Below are 25,070 nucleotides of genomic sequence, written 5' to 3' on the forward strand. Positions count from 1 at the left end.
GGCTTCAGTTCCTTGCCGAAGGAGGCGGCAGAACTGGCGACAGACGATGTCCGCTACGGGTTAAAGGCCGACATCATTCCGCGCCGCCGCGAATTCCATCTTGAGCCAGGAGCTGGCGCTCGGATGTGCGGCATCAATCTTAAGCCGCGGGCGAGCCGCTGCGTTGAGGAAACAGCCGAGGTGCGCCCTCGGAAGTAACCCGTAAGCCTGGAGCACGCCGTAGACGAGCGCTGCTAGAATGATGAAACCGACGATGCGATTGAGTTTGAACACCTAACCTCGAAGCTCTTCGTTGCCAAACGCGATATTGGCTGAGATGCACCACTCACAGCAAGAGCGTTGAAGCCGCGAAGATCAACGTGGCTTTGTGCAAATGGGCCACTAACGTAAACAAGGCCTTCAGAGATCAGGCCGCGCTGTAGCCGCCGTCGACCACGTGCGATGCGCCAGTCATGAACGACGCCTTGTCCGAGCACATCCAGACCACGGCTTCGGCGATTTCCTCGGGCACGCCGAGGCGACGGACCGGCACCTTGGCGATGATCTCGTCGTAACGTTCGTCCATCGTCTCCTTGGTCATCGGCGTCTTGATGTATCCGGGATTGACGCAATTCACCCGGATGCCGTCCTGGGCATATTCGATCGCAGCAGACTTGGTCAGCCCGACGACACCGTGCTTGGTCGCGACATAGTGGCCCGACGTGGCGAGACCGACCAGGCCTGCGATCGAGGCCGTGTTGACGATGGCGCCGCCACCGCCCTGCTTGAGCATTTGCGCGATCTCGTATTTCAGGCACAGGAATACGCCCATCAGATTCACCGAGAACATCTTCGCCACCGAGGCCTGCGTGAGTTCATGAATGCGCTGGCCGGGCGGGCCGACGGAGCGCCCGGCAACGCCGGCATTGTTGAAGGCGCAATCGATGCGCCCGAACGCCGAAACCGTGCGCGCCACCATGTTCGCGACATCGGCCTCGTCGGTGACGTCGCCCTGGATCGCGATCGACTGGCCGCCGGCGGCATTGATCAAGGCGACCGTTTCGTCGATGCCATCCTTCGAGAGGTCGGACACCGCCACACGCGCACCTTCACACGCCATTGCGATCGCCGTCGCCCGGCCGATGCCGGAGCCGCCGCCCGTCACCAATGCAGCCTTGCCGTCCAGAATGCCTGCCATGAGAAACTCCTCTAAAGCGCGACGCGATCGGCTCGAATCGTCATCGCGCGTTTTGTTCCTTGTTTGAGCATGATCTTGTCGGAAAAACCGCTTCGCACTTTTCCGGATCATGCTCTAGCGCTTGCCTTCGATCGCGATCTCGACGAGGTACGGCCGCTGCGCCGCGACAGCCTTTGCAACGGCACCGGCAATGTCGTCGGCCTTCTCGACCCTGACCGCCTCGACGCCCATGCCGGCCGCGAGATGCACGAAGTCGAGCGCGGGGCCGGTGATATCCATGTTCTGATAGGGATGCTGGGTGCCGGCTTCGAAATTCTGGCGCCAGACGTCCACATTGTGCTTGAGAATGCGGTACTCGCGGTTCGCCAGCACCACGAACACGATCGCAAGCTTGTGGTGCGCGGCGGTCCACAGCGCCTGGATCGCATACATCGCCGAGCCGTCGCCGGAGATGGCGACCACTGGACGGTCCGGCATCGCGACCTTGACGCCGATCGCGCCGGCGAGGCCCTGGCCGATGCCGCCGCCGCGACCGCCGAAATAATCGCCGAAGCCGCGATAGTCGAAGGCGCGCGCGAGATCGAGGCTTGCCGTGATGCTTTCATCGACGATGACGACATCATCGGGCAGGCCGCGACGCAGCTCCGCCGTGACGCGCGGCATCGCGGTCGGCTGGCGGTCCCAGCTTTTCTCGACGCGCGCGCGGTAGGCCTCCCTTTCCTTTGCCTGCAATTCGGCCAGCGCGGCATTGCGGTTCTGCGCGGCTTGCCTGAAGTCCGCGCTCGCCTTTGCACGCACCGCCTCCGTCAAGGCACTGACGCTGACGGCGATGTCGCCGACGATGCCGGCATCGAGCCGGTTGTTGAGCGCGAGGCGCTCGGCCGAGGCTTCGATCTGCAGCACGGACGCGCCGCCAGGGATGTGGCCACCAGGCGCAAACCAGATGTCCTCAAAGAACGGACCGCCGATCAGCAGCACGAGATCGGCATCGCCGAGCGCCTTGCGCACCTGCCGGGCGTCGCCCGGAAGCGACTGACGATAGCTCGGATGGCTGGTCGGGAACGGCGCATGATGCCGCAGCCCCTCGAACCACACGGTGGCCCCGATCGCTTCCACTAGCGCCACCAGCGCCTGCTCGCCGCCCGATCGCGCCACGTCGTCGCCGGCGATGATGGCCGGCTTTTTCGACTTCAGAAGCAGCGCGACAAGCGCTTCGATGCCGGCCGGATCGGGGCGCGTCGAGCGCCACAAATTATCCGGCGGCGACGCGTCGACCGCGGTCTCCTGTTCCATGACGTCGATCGGCAGCGACACGAACACCGGCCCCTGCGGCGCATCGGTCGCCACCTTGAACGCGCGCCGCATGATCGGCGCGATCTCGTCGGCACGCTCGATCTGCACGCTCCACTTGGTCACCGGAGCCGCCATCGCAACAAGGTCGTGGCCGAGCAGCGGGTTGTTGAGCCGCATCCGGGTATCCTGCTGGCCGGCCGTGACGACCACGGGCGAACCCGCCTTCAGCGCGCCGTAGAGCGAGCCGATGCCGTTGCCGAGGCCGGGAGCGACGTGCAGGTTGGCGACGGTGACGCGCCCCGACGCCTGCGCGTAGAAGCTGGCGGCGCTGACCGCGACACCTTCATGCAGCGCCATGATGTATTCGAGTTGCGGAAATGCCGGCAGGCTATCGAGCAGCGGCGTTTCGGTCGTGCCAGGATTACCGAAGATATGACGCACGCCGTGCGACACGAACGATTCCATCAGCACACGACGCCCGCGCATTCGCTCCCTCTCGATTGTTCTGATCCGTTTTGCGCATCATCGGCCGGGGAGCGGCCCATGGCAACCGTGCGAGGCGGTTGGCATCCGCGCGGCCGGCTGCGTCTTCCGCATGGCTTCAAGGCGCGAACGCGCCAGCGAGGCCGCAGCCCTGCCACTTCCGCGACCAAAGCAGCCACGAATGGAAAGGGCCACCGTTTGGGTGGCCCTTGTTGCTTATTTCTTGAGGTTGGCGGCAAACAGCTCGGCGGCTTCGGCCTTGGATTCCTGATCGGCCTTGGCGTCGTATCTGAGCGGCAAATTGAACTTCTTGCCGAGCTCGGTAGCCTCGGGATTGGTGAATGCGTGGACCGCGCCAGGATATTCGACGATGCGGTAATCGGCCTTCGCCGCATCGAAATCCTTCTTCAGCGCATCGTACTGCTCGCGCTTCACGAACGGGTCGTCGGCGCCGTTCAGGATCAGGATCTTCGCCTTGACGGTGCCCGGCGCCGGTGCGGGGGTGTTGAGACCGAGCGAGGCGTGGAAGCCCGCGACGGCGGCGAGATCGGCGCCAGTGCGCGCCATGTTCAGCACCACCGCGCCGCCGAAGCAGTAACCGACGGCGCCGATCCGCTGCGGATTGACCGAGGCCTGCTTGGCGAGTTGCTCGCGTGCGGCGTTGAAGCGCTGCTCCATTACCTTCGGGTTCTTCATCACCGAGCCCGAGAGCGCGCCGGCATCCTTCGGGTTGTCGGCAGTCTTGGCGTCGCCGTACATATCCGCGATAAAGGCCACGTAGCCCTGCTCCGCGAACTTCCGCGCCTCGTTATGGATATGCGGGGTGATGCCCCACCATTCATGCACCATGACGATGCCGGGCCGCTTGGCCTGGGTCGCGTCGTCATAGACGACGAAGCCCTTCATCGTGGTCTCGCCGTCGCTGTAGGTGACCGGCTCTTCCTTGACCGCTGCGTGTGCGCTCGCGACCATCGCGATGGCGCAGAGTGCTCCCACTATGTTTGTTATGATCGTTCGCATGCTGACCTCCTGCGGGTTTGGCACGACGCGACATTGGCATACCAGCGAATCCCGCGCTAGGCTCGGAAAGCGGAGCCGCTTTGCTCCGCGGGCTGCGCATCATCTCTCGAGCGCGCGGGCGCCCGGCCCGAGGCCGAGCGCGCCGACATTTCTGTCGGTTGCTGATGTGTGAACGATGTCGCGTCAAGCTCAGCGCGTCGCCGTTGCTGCGCTTGTCGCGCTGTCGACGAACGCAACCGGCGTTCCCTTCGCGACACCGGCCGCGACGCGCTGCGCGTCCCAGTTGGTGAGCCGGACGCAGCCGTGGGACTCCGCCTTGGAGACCTTGCCGGGATCGGGGGTGCCGTGAATGCCATAGCCTTCTCCCGAGAGGTTGATCCAGACCACACCGACCGGGTTGTTCGGACCGGGCCTGACCGTGAACGGCGTCTTCGATCTGACGCCCTTGAACGCGTATTTTGGATTGTAGCGATAGGTCGGGTTCTTGTTGATCGCCGTCACCTTCAGCGTTCCGCTCGGCGTCGGCTTATCCGCGCTGCCGACCGTCGCAGGATAGAAGCCGAGCAGCTTGCCTGCTGCATCGAACGTGCTGAGCGTCTGCCGCGTCTTGTCGACCTCGACGCGCGAGATCGGCGGCGGCTTTGCGGCGTCGACGACGTTCGCAACCGCAATGGTCTCGCCGGCCTTGTCGAACTTCCGTCCCGGATTGAGCGCCTGAAGCAGCGCCTCGCTCATGTGGAATTTTTCCGCGAGCGCTTCGCGCGGACTGGTGTAGCCCAGCGCCGGCAGGCTCTTCATGCTCTCCATCTTCGCGGGGATCCTCTTCACGAACGGCCCCCTCACGTCGGCATCGACGATCGTGTAGCTGACGATCGCAGGCCCGTCGCTGGCGGCGGCGAGGCTGCTCCAGAGCTCCGGCGTCACCGCCTTGTCGAAGGACAATCCATTCGCCTCGGCAAACGCCCTGAGCGCCTTCTGCGCGTTGTCGCCAAGCTTGCCGTCGATCTCGCCGGGAGAAAAATGCGCGCGGTCGAGCAGGATCTCGAGCCTGGCAATGAAGGCGCTGAGCTGACGACGGTCCGGCAATTTTGCCGGCGGCGCCGCCTCGTCGTTGATCGCGGCGGCATCAAGACCCGCGGCCACCGCCGGCGCGGCCGACACGAGCAAAAGGACAAGAGCAAAACGCGCAACGGAAAATGGTCGGAACATCGCGTATCCCAACGTGGCCATCTTCCGTAAAGCTACGGAAAGCGTCGAAGTTCCAATGCGAATAGCAGCGAAGTTCCGCGGCGGAACAGCTGATATCGCGGCTTCGCCGCAATCGACTCGCCAAAAAGTCGCGATCCGAAGTGCATTTGCGCGCAACCCACATCACAATTCAGGTCTCTGGAAGCAAATGCGATTCGTCATCGCGGCGCTTGCCGCGTTTCTTGTCTTGATGCTCGACTTCGATCGTTCGCCCGGCTCGATCAATGTCTCAACCCAAGCCCCGACATTCTCGCGCGACGCGACATCCGACGCCGTTCCGTTTGCCGCACGCTTTATCGAAAGCGCTGATGCCAGCGAGGCACCCGCTGCGACGGACGCGGACAAGACGCCCGCGCCTGCGGCGCAGCCGAGCGATGCCGCGGCCGAGCCGCAGCTGTCCACGATCGACAAATTCTGCCACGGCCTGAAGGACGCGGCGCAGGCGAGCGAAATCCCGGTCGCGTTCTTTGCGCGCCTGATCTGGCAGGAGAGCCGCTTTCGCTCGAACGAGATCAGCCATGCCGGTGCGCAGGGCGTTGCGCAGTTCATGCCGGAGACGGCGGCCGAAGTCGGGCTCGACGATCCCTTCGATCCGCTGAAGGCGTTGCCCGCATCGGCAAGACTGCTGCGCAAGCTGCGCGACGATTTCGGCAATCTCGGTTTGGCAGCGGCCGCCTACAATGCCGGCAGCGGCCGCGTCCAGAAATGGCTCGCCAAGCAGAACGAGCTGCCGCGCGAGACCCGCGACTATGTCCGGGTCATCACCGGCACCAAGGCGGAGGACTGGATCGAGCATGCCGACACGCTCGCCATCCGCATCGACTTGCCGAGCGAAGCGCCGTGCGAAGGCATAGGCGGCCTTTCAAAGGCGAAGGATGTCGCCTTCGTCGCGGCGTCGCCGGCGTCCGCGGTGACGACGATCATCCGCAAGGCCGAGGCCGCGCGAGAGGCGGCAAGGTCGGTCGCCGGCCGCGCGCGCAAGCGGCTCGCGCTCGTGCTCGGGAAGAGCTCGTCGGGCGCGGCCCGGCTCGGCAAGGCGCGCCGGACCGTTGTCGCCGCCAGGGCAAAACCGGCGAAGGGCCAGGCCGTTCACGTCGCCTCGCGCGCACGTTCGTCGAGCTGAGGCCGCGTCACGACGCGTGCACCGCCGCAAATGCGGGCCAGCCACATTTCCGCTCAGGAAACTGAGCGCACTGGTGTATGTTGCCGGTCGTTTTGAGATCGGTTGCTTGCAATTCATTTTCCAGTGGGCGTTGTCATGACGTTGATCGATGGTTTGGGTTATCTGGCGTCGGCGCTTGTGTTGCTGACGTTCTGCATGAGTACGATGTTGAGCCTGCGCGCTGTCGCGATATTCAGCAATCTGGCGTTCATCAGCTATGGATTGGGCGACGGGATCTACCCGGTGCTTATCCTGCATATCATTCTGCTGCCGCTGAACGTGGTGTTGCTGTTCCAGATGGTTCGGCTGCTTCGGAAAGCGAAGCGTGCTGCAGCGACGGACCTTTCTCCGAACTGGCTGCAGCCGTTCATGCAGCCGAAGCATCTCAAGGCGGGAGAAACGATCTTCCGGAAGGGCGACGACGCCGACCTGCTGTACATGGTCGTGTCCGGCGAGGTCAGGTTTCCCGAGATCGATCGCGGGGTATCGGCGGGCGAACTGTTCGGCGAGATCGGGCTGTTTTCGCTCGAGCGCCGCCGCACGCAAACGGCGCTCGCTGCGACCGATGTGGATCTGCTCTGGATCAGTGACGGCGCGCTGAGGAAGCTGTGCGAGCGCAACCCGGGACTATCGCTGTATTTCCTGCGCTTGACGGCGACGAGGATGACGGAAAACGCAGCCCGCGCAATCGGGGTCGGCGCGGTGGCGCCTAATCCGGCGTGATGCGCGCCGCCTCGCTTTGCCGGCGCTACGGCGCGGACGACGCCGCAAGGCTCGGCAGCGGCGCAAACTGCATCTCTGCAACGGCCGAGCCGGCGTATGCACTGGCGATCAGGATCATGACTCGAATGGCGACGAACATGGTGCCTCCTCAGTCTTGTTGTTGGTCTCTCAATGCCAGAGACTTCTTTCCCGCCGGTGAGGAAAGCTGGTTGCCGCAACCTTGAAGGCATTGGTAAGCGAGCCGTTTACGCAAGCCTCTGTTCATGAGTTAGGAACCGTATCGGCCGATCGACCGGAGCGCTAAACGCGCGGTTCACCGTCACCACGCATTGTCCGCCTCAATCAAGAAGGCGCAAGCACAATGCCGATTTCCAGGACGATCCTTGTTGTCGTATCGATTCTTCTTGCCGGTTTGTACGTCTACGACAGCTGCCGCAGTGATGGGCTCGCCATGCCGGTTTCGGTAAACGAGGTCCTTGCACGGCGCTGGCCGGAACCGGACGCGTTTCGTCCCACGGCACTCCCTGTTTCCGCGATCGCCGGCAACGTGACGCCGGCCGCGCGCGTTAGGGAAACGTTTGCGATGTTCATCCCCAAAGATGCGCGACGCCATCCGACGCAGCGCAGCCTTTAGCGGCCTCGAGTCAGCCCAGCGATGCGCCGGCCTTGGCGCGGCTTATTCCGAGCGTCACGATGCGCTGCAGCAGATCCGGATAGTTGAGCCCGTCATGCCCGGCGGCCGTCGCGAACTCCTGGCTCTTGGCGATTTCGGGATTGGGATTGGCTTCGATGAAATACGGAACGCCATTGGTGGACAGGCGAAAGTCGATGCGCGCATAACCGTCGAGCCCCAAGGTCCGGTAGATGCGCTTCGCCAGCCGTTGAATATGGGCGGATAGCTCCGGCGTGAGGTCCTCGGCCGGGCCGTCGACAATCCCCACCCGCTCCTGATAGCTGGTATCGTGCTTGACCTTTTCGGTGGCGATCTGGCGCGCAGCAGGGCCGCCCATGCTGCCGAACTTCAATTCCCACACCGGCAGCACCCGCAGCCGGTTGTTGCCGAGCACGCCGACATAGAGCTCGCGTCCCTCGATGAACTGCTCGGCGATGGCGGCCGTTCCGATCCGCTCATGGATGAACGCGACGCGCTCGGCGAGCTTCTCGTCGGTATCGACGATCGACGCCTGCGAGATACCCAGCGATCCATCGCTGCTCAGGCTCTTGACGATCAGCGGCAGCTCGAGACGCGGCGGCCGCTTGACCTTGCGGCGCATCGGAAACACGGCGAAGGCCGGCACCGGGATCCGGCGATGGTGCACCAGCGTCTTGGACAGATCCTTGCCGCGCGCCAGGATCAGGCCGCGCGGATTGCACCCGGTATAGGCGATCTTCATCAGCTCGAGATAGCTCGCGATGTGCTGGTCGTACACGACGTCATAGTGGAACTCCTCCAGCAGCGTGAACACGACGTGCGGCTTGAAGCCCTCGATCTCGTCGCGCACCGGCTTGATTTCCTCCTGCACGCCGAGCGGACGAACCTCATGGCCGGCCGCGCGCAGGGTGCTCACGACGTCGTATTCGGTCTTCCACTCGTTGATCTCCCGTGCGCTGTATCCATCGCTGGAGTCGGGCGGCACACAGTCCGGGTGCATCAGCACCAGAATGCGAAGCTGTTTCATAGCGCGATCCATTTCCGGCGCGACGGGCCGAACAGCGCGTGCATGGTCTTGGCGGTCAGCAGAATGGTGAAGTTCGTCACGAGCTTCTGCTCGGGGCCGACGGCACGCAGATTGAGCTCGCGGCAGCGCGAGATCATGTCGTCGAGCACGGCATCCAGCGTCAGCTGGTTCTCGCCCGTCCACCGCGCCACCAGCTGCCTGATCTGGGCGCGGTGCCGCCTGATGAAGGCCGCGGCGGGCGGACGCCGATAATGCCGCGGATCGGCGGAGAACAGCTTGGAGAGATCGCGGTCGTAGGTCTTCGGCGGCGTGAAGGCGTAGAATGCCTGCTTCTTCCTGTAGTGCTCGGCGAGCGTTTGCTTGAGCGTATGCAGCGGATCGACCCGTTCGCGCGTCGCGAGCAGCGGCCGCTTGCCGGCGATCTCGCCCATCAGCTCGTCGACATATTCGAGCTTCTTCAGCGCGGGCCAGCCGGCATAGCGCGTCCGCCAGTTCGAGCGCGGCCGCAGCCACACCGCGAAGGTCTCGGCGAAGTCCTCGTCCGGATGGCTCTGTGCGTACCAGAGCCGAAGATGCTGCACATAATTGCGGCTGGCCGGATTGGGTCGATAGTAACGCGGGTAGTGCTGCGACGACGGGCCGAACAGCTGCTGCCAGCGCCGGCGGCGCTGCAGCTGGTAGCCGTGCTGCACGGCGTGCCCCGCCTCGTGGCGGAGAATGGCCATGCACTCGGACCACGAGGCGCCCTCGACGTCGAGCATCATCTTCTTCTCGAGCTTCATCAGGCGGGGATGGGCGAGGTAGAACGGGATCGCGATGCCGGGCACGTCTGCCGGGCTGAACCATTCGCTCGAGATCCATGTGTGCGGCCGCAACCGGACGCCGCGCTCCTCGAGCTCTTCATAGAGCGTATTCACACAATCGGCGAGCCAGGTGCCCTCGACGGCAACCCTCAGACGGCTCAGCGGTTGCGCGAGCAACTGCTCGTCCGTCAGCTTTTCCCAGTCAAATTTGCGGCGCGGCATAGGCTTCCAAAGTCTAAAACAAATCGGACTCTGAATGGTGTCATAGGTTGCCGCCGGCAACAACCGCCGGGCCTTCGCGCCGGGCCCCCGGCCAATGCCGGCATCGGGCCGGACCCGGCCCGAGTGTCCGCCTTGGGCGGCGGGCAGCGCGCCGGGCCCGATCCGCCGGCTCGAGGCGACGCTCATCTTGCGTCCTAAGGCTTGACCCAGCGTTGCACGGCCGCGGCCGTATCGGCCGGCCTGGTGTTGAAGCAGATGGCGGCATCGGGGGCGAGCCGGTGCACCCGATTGAGGATCGTCTCGAACAGCAAGAGCCGCTCCGGCGGCTCGCGCAGCCCGGCACCGATCACGACGCAGTCGTAGCGGCGCGCGTTGAGGGCCGCCGCCGTCACGGCTTCCGCCGTATCGCCGAGGTCGATCAGGCAGCTCTCGACGTCGTAGCCAAGCGTCCGCAGGCCCTCGATCTGCGCGTCGAGATAGCTGCGCACCAGTTCGGGCGTGAACTGCGGCATGACGGACAGATCGACGAAGGTCGGGTCGAGGCCGATCGCCAGCACGGATGGCTTCGTCATGGTGACAGTTCCCATTCCGCTCCATCGTGCCCGAACATGCCAGAGGTTTGAGTCGAAATCGCGGACACGACGACCCGCAGCAACCTTGTAGCCCGGGTGAGCGGAGCGACACCCGGGGTCGCTCGTGGCAAAGACCCGCATGTCGCTTCGCTCATACGGGCTACGTGGTTTCGTTCCGTCGAAATCGCGGAGCCGTCAGCGGCAGGCATGATCCTGCGCGGCACGCGCGGCGATCGCGGCGCGGCGTTTGAGGAACTCACGCTCGCGCGAATTGCCGGCCAGCGCGGCGGCGGCCTCGAACGCGGCATGCGCCTCCGCGAAACGGCTCAGCTTATGCAGCAGATCGCCGCGCACGCTCGGCAGCAGATGATAGGATTGCAGCGCCGGCTCATCCGCGAGGCCGTCGACGATCGCGAGCGCGGCAAGCGGCCCCTCGGCCATGCCGATCGCAACCGCGCGGTTGAGCTCGATAACGGGAGAATCCAGGAGCGCGGCGAGGTCGCCGTACAGCGCGGCGATGCGGCGCCAGTCGGTCGCGTCAGGCGTGCCGGCCTCGGCGTGGCAGGCGGCGATCGCGGCCTGCAACGCATAGAAGCCGCCGGCGCCGCCGAGCTCGCGGGCGCGCGCCAACGCGAGCTGCCCGCGGCGGATCTGCAGGCGATCCCACCGCGCGCGGTTCTGGTCCATCAGCAGGATCGGTTCGCCGGACGCATCGGTGCGCGCCGCCATCCGCGAGGCATTGAACTCCATCAGCGCCAGCAGGCCATGCGCCTCCGGCTCCGATGGTGCGATCGAGGTCAGCACGCGGCCCATGCGCAGCGCCTCGTTGCAGAGCTGCGGCCGCAGCCATTCGTCGCCGCTTGCCGCGGTATAGCCCTCGTTGAAGATGAGATAGACGACCTCGAGCACGGAGGCGAGCCGCTGCGACAGCTCCTCGCCGCGCGGCGTCTCGTAGGCAAGCCCCGACTCCGACAGCGTGCGCTTGGCGCGCACGATGCGCTGGGCGATGGTCGCCTCCGCCTGCAGGAAGGCGCGTGCGATCTCCTCGGTGGTGAGGCCGCAGATCATCCGAAGCGCCAGCGCGGCGCGCGCCTCCCGCGACAGGCGCGGATGGCAGGCGGTGAAGATCAACCGCAGCAATTCGTCACCGATATCGTCGTCGAGCGCGGCATCGAAATCGGGCATGGTGTCCTGCTCCCGCGCCAGATCATGCGCAAGCATGCCGTGCTTTTCGGTCAGCATGCGGTTGCGCCTGATCTGATCGAGCGCGCGCCGCTTGGCGGTTGCCATCAGCCAGGCGCCGGGCTTTTCCGGCACGCCACTGAGCGGCCAGTGCTCGAGCGCGGCGACCAGCGCCTCCTGGGTCAGGTCCTCGGCGAGCGGCACATCGCGCAGCATCCGCGACAGGCTGGTGATCAGCCGCGGCTGCTCGATGCGCCACACACCGAGGATGGTGCGCTTGACGTCGTCCTCCGTCACGCTGGCCTCCGGCATGCGGTCAGCGCGACCGTCAACACTCCATGAAGGGGCGAACCTCGCATGACAATTCCCAGTCCGGCATGTGGTCAAGATGAAGCTGCATGAACTCGACCGCGCGCGCCACGGCCTCCTCCTTGTCCTTCAGCTCGAACACGGCGTAGCCGCCGACCACCTCCTTGGCCTCCATGAAGGGGCCGTCGGTGACGGTGAGCTTGCGATCCTTGATCTTCACCTCCGCGCCCGCGGTGCGCGGCAACAGCGCGCCGGTGTCGAGCATCCGGCCGGCTGCGATCTCGCGTTCGGCGAGCTTGCCGATTGCCTCGCGCAACGGCGGATTCGGCAGCATCGGCTTCTCGGCCACGAGGACATACATGAAGCGCATCGTGCTGCTCCTTTTACGCGCCGCACTGGCCGGCAAGGCCGGCGAAGGGGCGAACCTCGCAGGTGCCCTCCCAGCCCGGCATGTGCTCCTTGTGCAGCTGCATGAACTCCACCGCGGCGGCGACCGCCTCCTCCTTGTTGCGGAGCTCGAAGATCGCGTAGCCGCCGATCATCTCCTTGGTCTCGACGAAGGGCCCGTCGACGACGTTGAGTTTGCCGTCGGTGATGCGGACCTGGGCGCCCATCGCGACCGGCAGCAGCCCGCCGGTGTCGATCATGCGGCCCGCCTTGATTTCCCGCTCGGCAAGCCTGCCCATCGCCTCCATCAGCGCCGGGGTCGGCGGGCCCGGGGGCTGGGGCGAGGTGACGATATACATGAAGCGCATCGGAAAACTCCTGTTGGGCGAGACGCGGCGATGATCGCCGCAAGACCGGCTCGCTATGGGGAACGACGATCCGGGAGGGGGTGAATCGACAGGGGGCGTGAATTATTTTTTCGGGCAAAAGCAGATCATACCGGCCCCATCGTCGTCCCTGCGAAAGCAGGGACCCATAACCACTGGGTTGAGTTGCTGAAGCGAGCCGTGGCCACAGCCGCGCAAAACCAACCGGCACCGTGGCTATGGGTGCCTGCTCCCGTGCGCAATTGCGCACTAGGCAGGGACGACACGGAGCTTGTGGCAGTCCCGTCGCCCGGGTGAGCGAAGCGATACCCGGGAGCCGCGCGAGACACCCGCATATCGCTTGCGCTCATGCGGGCCACGAAGCCAGCACCCGACCTACTGCTCCCGCAGCATGATCAGCGGGTCGGCGCTGTCGGGGACGCGGCGCCACTGGGCGTTGTCGTCGGCCTCGAACTGCCAGGTCTCGCCCTTGGCCGACATCAGGATCATCTGGCCGTGGTCGAGCCGCCACATGGTCGGGTTGAAGGAAGCGACCGCCGGATCGCATTTGCCTTTCAGGAACACCTGGAAATTGTCGTTGCCGGCGTCGGTGTTGGTCAGCACCAACGTGCAGATCGCCTGGCCGTTGCCGCGCACCATCGACCAGTCGCCGATCATCTGGTCCATCGACTTGGCGAGCGAGCGCGCCGCGGCAAGGTTTTGCAGGATATAGACGCCCTCGTTGGTGCGCATGCCTTCGAAGATGCCGGTCTCGACCTCGGTGAAATCGATCACGGCCTCGCCGGCCGCGTTCTGCAGCCGCACGATGTCGCCGAGGCCCCTGATGCTCCAGCCGGTGATGTCCTTGGTGAAGGGCAGCGCGGCGGCGCAAGCGGGCTCGAGCTCGAGCTTGAAGCCTTGCTGCGCCGTATCGCCCTTCAGCGTCACGACGCAGGTCTTGCTGCGCTCGGTGGTGGCGAGCTCCCACTGCCCGATCATGTCCCTCTTCAACGTCGTGACGTCCTGCGCGGCTGCCGGACCGCACGCGGCCAGCAGCAGACACAGCACGGCATTGAAGCGGGACAACGACATCAGCGATCCTTGACCGGCGTTTCGGCAACCGGTGTCAGCGGCGGCTTGCCGGCAAACCAGTTCTTGATGTTGTCGACCACGAGCTGGTCCATCGCGTTGCGCGTGACCACCGAGGCCGAACCGATATGCGGCAGCAGCACGACATTCTGCATCGCCTTCAATTCGTCCGGCACGTTCGGCTCGGCCGCGAACACGTCGAGACCGGCGGCCAGGATGGTGCCTGACTTCAGCGCAGCGACCAGCGCCGGCTCGTCGACCACCGAGCCGCGCGCGACATTGATCAGCACGCCGCGCGGGCCGAGCGCCTTCAAGACGTCGGCATTGATCATCTTCGCCGTCGAGGCGCCGCCCGGCACGATGACGACCAAAGTATCGACCGCCTTCGCCATCTCGATCAGATCCGGATAGTGCTTGTAGGAGACGTCCTTGGACGGATTGCGCGAGTGATAGGACACCGGCACCCGCGAGGCTTCAAGACGGCGCCCGATCGCCTGACCGATCCGGCCCATGCCGACGATGCCGATCTTGCGGTCGCGCAGCGAGCCGACGCTGAGCGGATAATTCTGGGTCTGCCAGAGCCCGGAGCGCACATAGCGGTCGGCCTTGACGAATTCGCGCAACGTCGCGATCAACAAGCCCATCGCGACGTCGGCGACCTCCTCGGTCAGCACGTCGGGCGTATTGGTGACCACGATATTGTGATCGCGCGCATAGGCGGAATCGACGTGGTCGTAGCCGACGCCGAAGCTGCCGATGATTTCCAGCTTGGGAAACAGCGCCAGCGCGGTCTTGTCGGTCGCCATCGTGTGATAGGTGACGGCGATGCCGCGGATCTTGGCCATCGTCTCGGGCGTCAGCCGCTCGAGGTCGCCGCGGCTCTCGGCGCGGTGCAGCACGTATTGATCGGGAAAGCCGTTTTCGAGGATTGGCCGGATCGGTCCATAGATCAACAGATCGATCTTTTCGGAAGAAATCGGGGCCATCAACTGTCCTTTCCTAACGCGCTTTCGTGCCAACGCCGCAACAACAGGTGCGAAACTAGCGCCAGCAACCCATAGATGACAATCCCGGCCAGCGATAGCAGCAGAAGTGCTGCGAACATGCGGGGAATATTCAGCCGGTAGCCTGATTCAGCGATCCGGAAGGCGAGGCCCGAGCCGGCGCCGGCGCTGCCCGCCGCGATCTCCGCGACCACGGCGCCGATCAGCGACAGCCCGCCGGCGATGCGCAGGCCGCCGAGGATATAGGGCAGCGCCGCGGGCAGCTTGAGGAACAGCAGCGTCTGCAGCTGTGAAGCGCCATAAAGTTGAAACAATCCGGCGAGGTTGCGATCGACCGAGTTGAGGCCGAGCGTCGTGTTCGACAGCACCGGAAAGAACGCCACGATCCAGGCGCAGACGATCACCGCGGTCTGCTGCTGCAGATAGATCAGGAGCAGCGGCGCGATCGCGATCACGGGCGTGACCTGCAGCACCACGGCGTAGGGGAACAGCGAATATTCCAGCCATTTCGACTGGTTGAACAATAGCGCCAGCACGACGCCGCCGATTGCGGCGGCAACGAAGCCTTCGAGCGTGGTCAGCAGCGTGACGCCGAGCGATTGCGACAGCACCGGCCAGTCCGCGACCAGCGTCTTCAGCACCAACAGCGGACTCGGCAGCACGTAAGGTTGGATGCCATAGCCGCGGACGATGGCTTCCCAGAGCACGAGGCCAGCGGCGAACACCGCAAGCGGCAGCAGAAAACGGACGAGGTCCTGCGGAGATTTCATGCGCCCGCCTGCCCTGCATAGGATGGCGCCAGCGCGCTGGAGACCTCGCGGCAGAACGCGGCATATTCGGCCGAGGTGCGGAACTCCTCGCCGCGCGGCTCCGGCGAGTTGATGCGAAACTCGGCGCCGATCCGGCCCGGGCGCGCGGTCATCACGATCACGCGCTCCGAAAGATAGACCGACTCGAACACGGAGTGCGTCACGAAGATGACGGTCTTGTGCAGGCTGCGCCACAGCGACAGCAGGTCGTTGTTGAGGCGAAATCGCGTGATCTCGTCGAGAGCCGCGAACGGCTCGTCCATCAAGAGGACATCCGGATCGGTGACCAGCGCGCGCGCCAGCGACACCCGCATCTTCATGCCGCCGGACAGTTCGCGCGGATAGGCCCTCGCGAATTCCGCGAGCCCGACCTGATCCAGCGCCGCATCGACGCGCGCATCGGCGTCCGTCGCGGGCGCACGGGCGAGCTTCAGCGGCAGGCGGACATTGTCGCGCACCGTGGCCCACGGCATCAGGGTCGGCTCCTGAAACACGAAGCCGATGCGGTGGCTGCCGCGCTGCTCCGCGCCATGATGCGAGACCTCGACCGTGCCGGCGCTTGGCGTGGCGAGACCTGCAATCAGCCGCAGCGCGGTGGATTTGCCGCAACCGGAGGGCCCGAGCAGCGAGACGAACTCTCCTCGCCTCACATCGAGGTCGAGCGGCCCGAGCGCCCTCACGCCGCTGTCATAGGTCTTGCTGACGCCGCGCAGGCGCACGGCGAGGTTACTGGCATCGGTTTCCAGCACGGCGCTCTCTACCATCGACGGCGGAATAGCGGTGAGCGCAGCCGAGCTGAGAAAGACACCTCTCTACGCGGCGAACAACGTGACGATCGCATAGGAGACTCGGGAGGCAGCGGCGGTCGGCTCCCTCTCCCGCTTGCGGGGGAGGGCTGGGGTGGGGGCTCTCTCCGCGAGTCGTATCGGGGAGAGAGCCCCCACCCGGCCCGCGCTACGCGCGCGCCGGCCTCCCCCGCAAGCGGAAGAGGCGAAGGAAGCCCGCGGGCGAGCTTCACGGACGCCATGCGTGCTTTCTCCTATCAACGGAGAGGTCGACTGCCGATGCTGAAACAGATCGGATCATGGTCAGTTCTTCGGCCTGAGCTCGGCGCCGACCGCCTTGTTGACGAAGCGCAGCGTGTAGCCCTGGCGATAGTCGATGGCGCTCTTGACCACGCCGGCGCGCACCATCTTGTCGAAGAAGCTCGCCATCCGCTCATCGGTCATGGCGCCGATGCCGTTCTTGATGGAATCGCCGGAATCGACGATGCCATGCTCGCGCATCTTGGCGACGCAATAGGCGAGCAGCTCGTCGTTCATGTCGGGATTGAGCTTCTTGATCATCGCATTGCCGGCCGAGTTGTCGCCGTAGACGTAGTGGTACCAGCCGACAATCGAGGCGTCGACGAAGCGCTGCACCAGGTCAGGCTTCTTGTCGACCAGGTCGCGGCGGGTCTCGATCAGCGTCGAGTAGGAGTTGAAGCCGTAATCGGCGAGCAGCAGCACGTTCGGCTTGAAGCCGGCGGCTTTCTCGACCGCGAAGGGCTCCGAGGTGACGTAGCCCTGCATCGCGGTCTGCTTGTTCACGATGAAGGGCTGGGGGTTGAAGGTGTAGGGCTTCACCTTGTTCTCGTCGAAACCATATTCGGACTTCAGCCACTGGAAGTAGCTGGTGATGCCCTCCTTCGAGATCAAAAGCGTGAGCGGCTTCAGATCCTCGATCTTTGTGGCCTTGACCTCGGGATGGGTGAGGAAGACCTGGGGGTCCTTCTGGAACATGGCGGCAACGGCGACCAGCGGCACGTTGTTGGTGACGGCGTCGAAAGTCTGCAGCGAGTTCGCGCTCATGAAGAAGTCGAGCTTGCCCGCGATCAGCAGCATGCGGTTATTCTCGTTGGGACCGCCGGGCACGATGGTGACGTCGAGGCCGTATTTCTTGTAGGTGCCGTCGGCGAGCGCCTGGAAGAACCCGCCATGCTCGCCCTCGGCGACCCAATTGGTGCCGAACGAGACCTTGTCGAGAGTCTGCGCCCGCGCCGGGGCGAGCGCCGCGGCAACGCAAAGCGCGGCGGTCAGAAGGCTTGTGGTTAACGCTCGCAGCAAAAAGGCCGGGATCATGGTTGGACTCCGTCGATCATTATGGCCCATGATGGAAGGCGGGAAGACGTGGACCGCGCCCGGAGACGCGAACCCGTTATGATGTTAAACAAACTAGCCTGCAAATCCATCCCGTGAAACGCTTGTATTGAAACGACCGGCTTGATGACTTCTCAGCTTCCGCCCCGCGACTGGACCGCCATCCACTGGCCCGATATCGCCAGGGATACGGCCGCGCGCTGGATTGCGGTGCTGCCGCTGGCCGCGACCGAGCAGCACGGGCCGCATCTGCCGCTCGGAACCGACGTCATGATCGGCGAGGCCTATCTTTCGCGGGTGCGAGAGTTGCTGCCGACGACCACTCCCGCCACGTTCCTGCCGTTGCAGCCGGTCGGCATCTCAACCGAGCACATCGATTTTCCGGGTACCTTGACCTTGCCCACCAACGTGGCGCTGAAGAGCTGGATGGCGCTCGGCGAGAGCGTGGCGCGCGCAGGCGTCAGGAAGCTCGTGATCGTGACCAGCCATGGCGGCAATTCCGCCGCGATGCAGCTGGTGGCGCAGGATCTGCGCGCGCACCATCAGATGCTGGTGGTGACCACGAGCTGGTCGCGCTTCGGCGCGCCCGACGGGCTGTTCGACGCCGGCGAATTGCGCCACGGCATCCATGGCGGCGCGGTCGAGACCTCGATCATGCTGGCGAAATATCCGCACGCCGTGCGCAAGGAAGCGATCGCGGACTTCAAGCCGGCCAGCGTGCAGATCGAGAAGGATCATCGCTTTCTGTCGACGCAGCGGCCGGCGCCGTTCGCCTGGCAGGCGCAGGACCTCAATCCGAGCGGCGCGATCGGCGATGCGACCAAGGCCTCGGCCGAGAAGGGCGAGAAGCTGATCGAGCACGGCGCGCGCGCGTTCTGCGAGCTGCTCGCCGACGTCGACAGGTTCGATCCCAGCGTATTTCGCGGCAGCTGACCCGGCATTGCTTCGCGCGGCCGCACGCGCCCGGCCTCGTGGTTCGAGACGCGCCGCGAGCGGCGCTCCTCACCATGAGGGTCCAGGATTTTGCCGCGAAAAAAGACCTCATCCTGAGGAGCCCGCCAAAGGCGGGCGTCTCGAAGGATGGGCCGCAGGAGCACCGCCCACCAGATTCCCGCATATGATGGCCCCGCGGCAGACGCGACGAAACAATTCGCGAAACCATATTTCCGCCCCGATCTTCGAACCGGAACCGGACAGCCTCCGTCCAACGGGCATGCGGACCACACCGGCGCCGCCCACACAGGATGGAGTATTCCATGTCGATCAAGACCAAGCTCGCCGCCCTCGCCCTCACCGCGCTCGCCGTGACCGGCACCATCGCGTCCACGACGTCGCAGGCTGAAGCGAAGCCCTATGGCTGGGGCTGGGGCGTTGGCGCGGGCCTCGTCGGCGCCGCCGTTGTCGGCAGTGCGATCGCGGCCAGCGACGGCTATTACTACGGCGGCGGCTATCGGCGCTGCGGCTGGGTGCGCCAGTTCGACGCCTACGGCAACTACATCGGCCGCGTGCGCTCCTGCTACTGATCGACTGGTTCTTTAGGACTGCGGATCCTGCGTTCGGCACGGGTCCTCATCCACCCCGTGTCGCAACCGACCCGTCCGGTGATCCCCCCGGGCGGGTCAATTCTTGAACGCGGCAATCACAGATACTTCGCGACCAGCCGGAAATCGCGCAGCACGGCGCGGCCCTTCGGCCCTGACGCCTTCAGCGTCTCCTCCAGGCTGTGACCGATGTGATCGTGGATCAGCGCCTTCTTGGCGCTCTCGATCGCGCTCTCCACCGCCTGCAATTGCTGGGCGATCTGCGTACAGGGCCGGCCCTGCTCGATCATCTCGACGATGGTGTCGAGATGGCCGTTGGCGCGCTTCAGGCGCCGGGCGATCGCAGCGTGCGGATGGTCGTCGGACATCTGGCTCTCCTATCCTCCCCGGAGGATAATCATGATCCTCCCCGGAGGATAGCGGAATCGGCTTGACAGGCGATTGTCGCGGGCGTAGTGCCCGATGACCGGGACGTTCGTTCCGCACCGGGGCTCTAGCCCGGAGACAAGTCGATCCACGAGCCAGCACAGAGGCACATGGGCAGTAGCAACTCAGGCGACAGTAGACCGGCGATGCCGGGACTGGTGACGCCGCAACACAGCAAGACTGATCGCGCAGATCTCGCCTGCGTGGACGGGTGGTCGCGCCCAAGCTGACCACTGCTCCTCACCGGCCTGCCGCGACCAGCGGAAGTGGAGGTGAGCGATGTTCGAAAAGCTCGCAAAATTCCGGCAAGCAAGCCCGCGGCGCGTTGTCGAGCCGCGGCGCATGCCGCCGCCGGCCGCCGTTCATTGCAATGACAACCTGCCGGGCTTTCGCCGCCTGGCGGGTCGCCGCCGGCGTCCAACCCCGGCATGTCATTGGGTCCTGATCGACGGCCGCCTGGAATGCCGTTGGATCGTCGATGATACCGGCGGCGATCTCGATCAGCATCGACGCGCGGGCCGGCGTTTCGGCCCGCGCGCAACCGCCACGCGCCACGCCGCGGCAAAGCCGCGGCTGTGCGCGTAGGCCGACGATGAGGGTGGGCTTGATAACGACGGTGCTGCTGCTCCCTCTCCCCGTTCTTACGGGGAGAGGGTTGGGGTGAGGGGCCGTCTCCGCGTACACGGTGATAGCCGAGTTCGCGGAGGCTCCCCCTCACCCGGATCGCATCTGACGATGCGATCCGACCTCTCCCCGCACGCGGGGCGAGGTGAAGCGGCGCCCGCTGCTCGGTCAGAAATAGTCGTCTTGGTTCAGGAGGCCGACATGGACGAAGGACCTAGTCGTCCCGTTGCGCGCCATCGCGGCGCGGCAGCGGGACTATTGAACTGCATCACATCTGGAAATGCCGCTGCTCACGGTAGCGGAGACGTGCGCGCCTGACGACGCCTGCGTCCCTCCCGCCGTGCCGAAAGGCGGCGAGGAGACGCGAAATGACCGAAAGCAAGACCACACAAACCGCCATTCTCGATAGCGCGCATGCCGGCGACATCCGCGGCGCGCTCGGCAGCATCGCTCGCGACGACATCGCGCCGCGCGCGACATTGCTGGCGCGGCTGAAGACGTTGCTGGCGATCGTCGGCCCCGGCCTGATCGTGATGGTCGGCGACAACGACGCCGGCGCGTTCGGCACCTATACCCAGGCCGGACAGAATTACGGCACCACGCTGCTGTGGACGCTGCTGCTGCTGATCCCGGTGCTCTACGTCAACCAGGAGATGGTGGTGCGGCTCGGCGCGGTCACCGGGGTCGGCCATGCGCGGCTGATCTTCGAGCGCTTCGGCAAGTTCTGGGGCGCCTTCAGCGTCATCGACCTCCTGGTGCTGAACGCGCTGACCATCGTCACCGAGTTCATCGGCATCACGTTTGCGCTTCATTTCCTCGGCGTCTCGCAGTTCTGGGGCGTGTTGGCCTCGGCTGTTATCGTGATGCTGGCGGTCTCGACCGGCGACTTCCGCCGCTTCGAACGCTTCGGCATCGTGCTGGTCGCCGGCAGCCTGCTGCTGGTGCCCGTGATCTTGATGGTGCATCCTCCGATCGGGCAGATCGCGGCGGACTTCTTCGTGCCGAAGATGCCGCAAGACGCCAAGCTCAGCGAGGTGATGCTGCTGATCGTCGCCATCGTCGGCACCACGGTGGCGCCGTGGCAATTGTTCTTCCAGCAGAGCTACATCGTCGACAAGCGGATCACGCCGCGTTTCATCCGCTATGAGCGGATGGATCTGTGCATCGGCATCGTGCTGGTGGTGGTCGGCGCGGTCGCGATGATCTCGTTCTGCGCGGCGGTGTTCGCAGGAAAGGCCGAATTCGGCAATTACACCGACGCGCTGGGGACCGCCGTGGGCCTCGAGACATATGCCGGCCGGCTGCCGGCGGTGCTGTTCGCCCTTGCGCTGCTCGATGCCTGCATCATCGGCGCTGCGGCGGTCTCCCTCGCGACCGCTTATGCGATCGGCGACGTGTTCGCGGTCAAGCATTCGCTGCACCGCAAGCCTTGGGACGCGAAGGGCTTCTACAGCGTCTATTGCGGCCTGATCGTGCTCGCGGCGGTGCTGGTGCTGACGCCGGGCACGCCGCTCGGGCTGCTCACAAACGCGGTGCAGACGCTGGCCGGCGTGCTGCTGCCGAGCGCGACCGTGTTCCTGCTCTTGCTGTGCAACGACCGCCACATCCTCGGGCCCTGGGTCAATTCGACCAAACTCAACCTGTTCACCGGCGCAGTGGTCGCGGGGCTGGTGATGCTGTCGGTGATCCTGACCGCGGCGGTGCTGTTCCCCGATCTCGGCGAGGCCTGGATCATCGGCATCCTCGTCGGAGGCAGCCTGCTCGCACTATTGGTGACCGCAGCTGTCAAGTTCTACGAGATGTCGTCGCGCCGCAACGCGTCGTTCCGCTTCAAGCGCAGGCCTCCGCTGGAGCCTTTTCCGTTCCGATGGAATCGGAACGGGGCTCCAGATTCCTGTTTTGACGCGTTTTCTTCACGCGAACCGGTACCCACTTCGCTCGAAAACGCTCTGGTCGACCGCGACAGCTGGCGGATGCCGCCGCTTGACCGGCTGCCGCCGGCGCGGCTCAGCCCACTGAGCCGGATCTGGATGATCGTGCTGCGCGGCTATCTCGTCGTCGCCGCCGGGCTCGTGCTGCTGCGGATCGTGCAGCTTGCCACGGTGGGGGCGTGACTGGGCTCAGTCGCAGCCGGCGATGGGGCGCGCTCATGCTGTTCAGGCTGGCGAGCGCCATCCTGCGCGGCGCGGCCGCGCTCCATCAGAGGCGTGTGATCTCGGGCGCCGGGCTGCGGACGGCGCTGTCGATGGCGCGATGTGTCGAACGGGCCGGCGCGAGGGTCGTGCTCGGCAGGACATCGCAGTCGGCATTCATCAGGACAAAGGACAATGGCAATGGTGGCGTCGATTGAACGGTCGGGTCTCGACCGATTTGCCACAGACACGTGGTCGATCGCAGCCGATGTGGCGTGGGATTTCGCGCTGTTACGTGACTGTCACGGTGGCGTGCAAATCGGAGCGGTATTGGGCGCGCCTCAGTTGCTATTGCGAATTATTTGCAATAAGCAACGGGGGATGCTAGGTGCTGATCTGGCTTTGGATGGGACGACACAGATCGGACCGGGGACGGCGGGCGATGATTTCAAATCTCGGGTGGCAAGCGGCCGCCAAATCTGCAGTGATGCCGGGCGAAACCGCCACTTGTTCGCGGAAAGCCGCGTCATGACCTGCGTCCGCCTCTTCCGGGTCCAGATCGCCGCCGGCGCAGCGCTCGGTGCGGCAACCTTCGGCGCGCCGGCGACCGCGGCCGATCTGGCCCTCAAATCTCCCGCCGCCAGGGCGGTCTACAGCTGGACCGGCTTTTACGTCGGCGCCCATGTCGGCTATGGCGATGGCACGCTGGGTCCCGGCACCAACCCGATCCTGGAACAGGGCGTGTTCTTTCCGCCCACCATCACCGGCGGGATCGGTGGCTTCCAGGTCGGATACAACAAGGAATTCGCCAACCGCTTCGTGCTCGGCGTCGAGGCGGATGCGACCTTCACCGGCCCGACCGATCTGCCGCGGCGGGTGCTCGGCCCCTTCAATTCGTCGATCGACTATGTCGGCACGCTGCGCGGCCGCGCCGGCTACTCTTTCGGCACCTGGATGCCTTACGTGACCGGCGGCTTCGCCTGGGGCCACAGCCAGGTTCGGGTCAACGACGCCGCGGGCGAGGTGATCTCGGAGCCCGGCCAGTACCAGACCGGCTGGACCGTCGGCGCCGGCGCCGAATTCGCGGTGAGCGGCAATTGGACCGCCAAGGTCGAATACGACTATGTCGACCTGTCGCGCCGCACGCTCGGCCTCAATGACTTCGGCATGCCCGGCGTCAGCATCGACCCGCGCATCCATCTGCTGAAATTCGGCCTCAACTATCAGCTCGGCGACTCGCCGTGGTCGGCGACGCCGACGCGCACCGCGCTGCCCGAATCGAGCGACTGGAGCGTGCACGGCCAGACGACGCTGCTGCCGCAGACCTACGCGTCCTTCCGCTCGCCCTATGCCGGCACCAACAGCCTTCCCGGCGCGGGGCAGTTGCAGCAGACCTGGACCACGACGGCGTTTCTCGGCGTGCGGCTCTGGGAAGGCGGCGAGTTCTACTTCAACCCGGAAACCGCGCAGGGCTTTGGCCTCAACGGCACGCTCGGCCTTGCCGGCTTCTCGAACGGCGAAGCCCAGAAGGCCGGCGCGCCGTTCCCGAAAATCCGGCCGCAGCGCTACTACTTCAAGCAGACCTTCGGCTTTGGCGGCGAGCAGGAAGACGTCGCCGACGGTCCCAACCAGATCGCCGGCAAGCGCGACATCGATCGCCTCACGCTCGTGGTCGGGCGCTTTGCGGTCGGCGATTTCTTCGACGGCAATTCCTACGCCAAGGATCCGCGCGCCGATTTCATGAACTGGGCGATGTGGGCGTCCGCGGCCTACGACTTCCCGGCCGACCTGCCCGGCTATACCCGCGGCGCGGTGGTCGAGCTCAACCGCAAGGATTGGGCCGTGCGCGCCGGCGTGTTCCAGGTGCCGAACGCACCGAACAGCGACGTCTTGGTGTTCAACACCGGTGGCGCGGTGGTCGAGTTCGAGGGCCGCTATTCGATCTTCGACCAGCCCGGCAAGCTGCGCGTCGGCGTGTTCGGCAACCGCGGCAACACCGGCAATTACGCCCAAGCGCTCGCGATCGAGGACGCCAATCCGGGGCTCGACATCAACGACGTGATGGCCGGCATCCGCAAGGACAATCTGAAATACGGCTTCTATCTGAACGGCGAGCAGCAGATCGCAACCGATGTCGGCCTGTTCGGCCGCCTCAGCTGGAACGACGGCCGGACCGAGATCCTGTCGTTCACCGATGTCGATCGCAGCATCTCGGGCGGCCTGTCGATCAAGGGCAGCAGGTGGGGACGGGCGAACGACACGATCGGCATCGGCGGCGCGGTCAACGGGCTGTCATCAGCGCATCGCGACTATCTCGCCGCCGGCGGCCTCGGCCTGCTGATCGGCGACGGCGCGCTGAACTACAGCCCGGAGCGGATCTTCGAGACCTACTACGCCTATCAGGTGAACAAGAACCTGACGCTGACCGCGGACTATCAGTTCATCACCAACCCCGCCTACAACGCCGACCGCGGCCCGGTGCACATCTTCTCCGGCCGCATCCACGGCGAGTTCTGAGGCGCGATACGCCCCGTCGTCCCGGGCAAGCGAAGCGCGACCCGGGACCCATAACCACCGCTGATTGTCGTTAGAGCGAGCTGGGGCGACAGCGAATCCAACCACAAGGTCCTGTGGTTATGGGTCCCGGCTTTCGCCGGGACGACAGCGAGTTTGCATCGCCAG

26 protein-coding genes are annotated in these 25,070 nt (G+C 65.2%); 8 read left to right on the top strand and 18 right to left on the bottom strand.

Features of this window, described 5'->3' with window-relative positions; translation table 11 throughout:
- Positions 1-60: 60 nt before the first annotated feature.
- The 5 genes from ACVWYP_RS02485 to ACVWYP_RS02505 all read right to left on the bottom strand — a co-directional run bounded on the left by ACVWYP_RS02485 (position 61) and on the right by ACVWYP_RS02505 (position 5,182).
- The gene (locus ACVWYP_RS02485; protein ID WP_304497606.1) at positions 61-273 is read right to left on the bottom strand and encodes a hypothetical protein; all 213 of its coding nucleotides are present in this window, start codon (positions 271-273) and stop codon (positions 61-63) included.
- A gap of 133 nt (positions 274-406) precedes the next feature.
- On the bottom strand, positions 407-1,177 hold the full coding sequence (locus ACVWYP_RS02490) for an SDR family NAD(P)-dependent oxidoreductase (RefSeq protein WP_304497607.1): 771 nt from the start codon (positions 1,175-1,177) through the stop codon (positions 407-409).
- Positions 1,178-1,291: 114 nt separating this feature from the next.
- Positions 1,292-2,956, bottom strand: coding sequence for a thiamine pyrophosphate-binding protein (locus ACVWYP_RS02495; RefSeq protein ID WP_304497608.1), 1,665 nt, complete (start codon positions 2,954-2,956; stop codon positions 1,292-1,294).
- Positions 2,957-3,169: 213 nt separating this feature from the next.
- Entirely contained in the window at positions 3,170-3,973 is an 804-nt protein-coding gene (locus ACVWYP_RS02500; protein ID WP_304497609.1) for a dienelactone hydrolase family protein, read from the bottom strand.
- A gap of 189 nt (positions 3,974-4,162) precedes the next feature.
- Positions 4,163-5,182, bottom strand: a complete 1,020-nt coding sequence (locus ACVWYP_RS02505) for a L,D-transpeptidase family protein (RefSeq protein ID WP_304497610.1) — start codon at positions 5,180-5,182, stop codon at positions 4,163-4,165.
- Between the two features lie 187 nt (positions 5,183-5,369).
- On the opposite strand from ACVWYP_RS02505, the gene ACVWYP_RS02510 reads away from it, so the two are divergent.
- From ACVWYP_RS02510 to ACVWYP_RS02520, 3 genes are all read left to right on the top strand, one after another.
- A complete protein-coding gene (locus tag ACVWYP_RS02510; RefSeq protein WP_304497611.1) occupies positions 5,370-6,344 on the top strand; it encodes a lytic transglycosylase domain-containing protein in 975 nt (324 codons plus the stop codon).
- A gap of 135 nt (positions 6,345-6,479) precedes the next feature.
- On the top strand, positions 6,480-7,106 hold the full coding sequence (locus tag ACVWYP_RS02515) for a Crp/Fnr family transcriptional regulator (protein WP_028341787.1): 627 nt from the start codon (positions 6,480-6,482) through the stop codon (positions 7,104-7,106).
- A 361-nt stretch (positions 7,107-7,467) separates the two neighbouring features.
- Positions 7,468-7,740, top strand: a complete 273-nt coding sequence (locus tag ACVWYP_RS02520; protein ID WP_304497612.1) for a hypothetical protein — start codon at positions 7,468-7,470, stop codon at positions 7,738-7,740.
- A gap of 10 nt (positions 7,741-7,750) precedes the next feature.
- On the opposite strand, the gene ACVWYP_RS02525 is transcribed toward ACVWYP_RS02520, so the two are convergent.
- The 11 genes from ACVWYP_RS02525 to ACVWYP_RS02575 form a co-directional block, all read right to left on the bottom strand.
- Positions 7,751-8,785 carry a D-alanine--D-alanine ligase family protein gene (locus tag ACVWYP_RS02525; protein WP_028341789.1) on the bottom strand — a complete coding sequence of 345 codons (1,035 nt, stop codon included), beginning with the start codon at positions 8,783-8,785 and terminating at the stop codon, positions 7,751-7,753.
- A complete protein-coding gene (locus ACVWYP_RS02530) occupies positions 8,782-9,810 on the bottom strand; it encodes a putative zinc-binding metallopeptidase (RefSeq protein WP_018269137.1) in 1,029 nt (342 codons plus the stop codon). The genes ACVWYP_RS02525 and ACVWYP_RS02530 overlap by 4 nt, the downstream gene beginning before the upstream one ends.
- 194 nt (positions 9,811-10,004) lie before the next feature.
- Positions 10,005-10,382: a hypothetical protein gene (locus tag ACVWYP_RS02535; RefSeq protein ID WP_304497613.1), complete on the bottom strand. Its 378-nt coding sequence runs from the start codon at positions 10,380-10,382 to the stop codon at positions 10,005-10,007.
- Positions 10,383-10,577: 195 nt separating this feature from the next.
- Entirely contained in the window at positions 10,578-11,876 is a 1,299-nt protein-coding gene (locus tag ACVWYP_RS02540; protein WP_439711126.1) for an RNA polymerase sigma factor, read from the bottom strand.
- Between the two features lie 16 nt (positions 11,877-11,892).
- The gene (locus ACVWYP_RS02545; RefSeq protein WP_028341793.1) at positions 11,893-12,243 is read right to left on the bottom strand and encodes a YciI family protein; all 351 of its coding nucleotides are present in this window, start codon (positions 12,241-12,243) and stop codon (positions 11,893-11,895) included.
- Positions 12,244-12,256: 13 nt separating this feature from the next.
- Positions 12,257-12,628: a YciI family protein gene (locus ACVWYP_RS02550; protein WP_038384775.1), complete on the bottom strand. Its 372-nt coding sequence runs from the start codon at positions 12,626-12,628 to the stop codon at positions 12,257-12,259.
- Between the two features lie 393 nt (positions 12,629-13,021).
- Positions 13,022-13,717, bottom strand: coding sequence for an AprI/Inh family metalloprotease inhibitor (locus ACVWYP_RS02555; protein ID WP_028341795.1), 696 nt, complete (start codon positions 13,715-13,717; stop codon positions 13,022-13,024).
- The gene (locus tag ACVWYP_RS02560; protein ID WP_028341796.1) at positions 13,717-14,700 is read right to left on the bottom strand and encodes a 2-hydroxyacid dehydrogenase; all 984 of its coding nucleotides are present in this window, start codon (positions 14,698-14,700) and stop codon (positions 13,717-13,719) included. The genes ACVWYP_RS02555 and ACVWYP_RS02560 overlap by 1 nt, the downstream gene beginning before the upstream one ends.
- A complete protein-coding gene (locus ACVWYP_RS02565; protein WP_253594168.1) occupies positions 14,700-15,488 on the bottom strand; it encodes an ABC transporter permease in 789 nt (262 codons plus the stop codon). The genes ACVWYP_RS02560 and ACVWYP_RS02565 overlap by 1 nt, the downstream gene beginning before the upstream one ends.
- Positions 15,485-16,291 carry an ABC transporter ATP-binding protein gene (locus ACVWYP_RS02570; protein ID WP_304497615.1) on the bottom strand — a complete coding sequence of 269 codons (807 nt, stop codon included), beginning with the start codon at positions 16,289-16,291 and terminating at the stop codon, positions 15,485-15,487. The genes ACVWYP_RS02565 and ACVWYP_RS02570 overlap by 4 nt, the downstream gene beginning before the upstream one ends.
- A gap of 324 nt (positions 16,292-16,615) precedes the next feature.
- Positions 16,616-17,647: an ABC transporter substrate-binding protein gene (locus ACVWYP_RS02575; RefSeq protein ID WP_304497616.1), complete on the bottom strand. Its 1,032-nt coding sequence runs from the start codon at positions 17,645-17,647 to the stop codon at positions 16,616-16,618.
- 144 nt (positions 17,648-17,791) lie between these two features.
- On the opposite strand from ACVWYP_RS02575, the gene ACVWYP_RS02580 reads away from it, so the two are divergent.
- Both ACVWYP_RS02580 and ACVWYP_RS02585 read left to right on the top strand, forming a co-directional pair.
- Positions 17,792-18,598 carry a creatininase family protein gene (locus ACVWYP_RS02580; protein WP_304497617.1) on the top strand — a complete coding sequence of 269 codons (807 nt, stop codon included), beginning with the start codon at positions 17,792-17,794 and terminating at the stop codon, positions 18,596-18,598.
- A gap of 323 nt (positions 18,599-18,921) precedes the next feature.
- The gene (locus tag ACVWYP_RS02585; protein ID WP_038384780.1) at positions 18,922-19,188 is read left to right on the top strand and encodes a hypothetical protein; all 267 of its coding nucleotides are present in this window, start codon (positions 18,922-18,924) and stop codon (positions 19,186-19,188) included.
- A gap of 116 nt (positions 19,189-19,304) precedes the next feature.
- Here the strand turns inward: ACVWYP_RS02585 and ACVWYP_RS02590 are convergent, their stop codons facing one another.
- Together ACVWYP_RS02590 and ACVWYP_RS02595 are read right to left on the bottom strand one after the other, a co-directional pair.
- Positions 19,305-19,574, bottom strand: coding sequence for a metal-sensing transcriptional repressor (locus ACVWYP_RS02590; RefSeq protein ID WP_304497618.1), 270 nt, complete (start codon positions 19,572-19,574; stop codon positions 19,305-19,307).
- 298 nt (positions 19,575-19,872) lie between these two features.
- Entirely contained in the window at positions 19,873-20,139 is a 267-nt protein-coding gene (locus ACVWYP_RS02595; RefSeq protein ID WP_304497619.1) for a hypothetical protein, read from the bottom strand.
- 485 nt (positions 20,140-20,624) lie between these two features.
- Between ACVWYP_RS02595 and ACVWYP_RS02600 the strand changes: the two genes are divergently transcribed.
- The 3 genes from ACVWYP_RS02600 to ACVWYP_RS02610 all read left to right on the top strand — a co-directional run bounded on the left by ACVWYP_RS02600 (position 20,625) and on the right by ACVWYP_RS02610 (position 24,905).
- On the top strand, positions 20,625-22,370 hold the full coding sequence (locus tag ACVWYP_RS02600) for an NRAMP family divalent metal transporter (protein ID WP_304497620.1): 1,746 nt from the start codon (positions 20,625-20,627) through the stop codon (positions 22,368-22,370).
- 35 nt (positions 22,371-22,405) lie between these two features.
- A complete protein-coding gene (locus ACVWYP_RS02605) occupies positions 22,406-22,606 on the top strand; it encodes a hypothetical protein (RefSeq protein ID WP_304497621.1) in 201 nt (66 codons plus the stop codon).
- A gap of 310 nt (positions 22,607-22,916) precedes the next feature.
- Positions 22,917-24,905 carry a carbohydrate porin gene (locus ACVWYP_RS02610; RefSeq protein WP_304497622.1) on the top strand — a complete coding sequence of 663 codons (1,989 nt, stop codon included), beginning with the start codon at positions 22,917-22,919 and terminating at the stop codon, positions 24,903-24,905.
- Positions 24,906-25,070 lie beyond the last annotated feature (165 nt).

This window comes from Bradyrhizobium sp. USDA 3262, assembly GCF_054060035.1.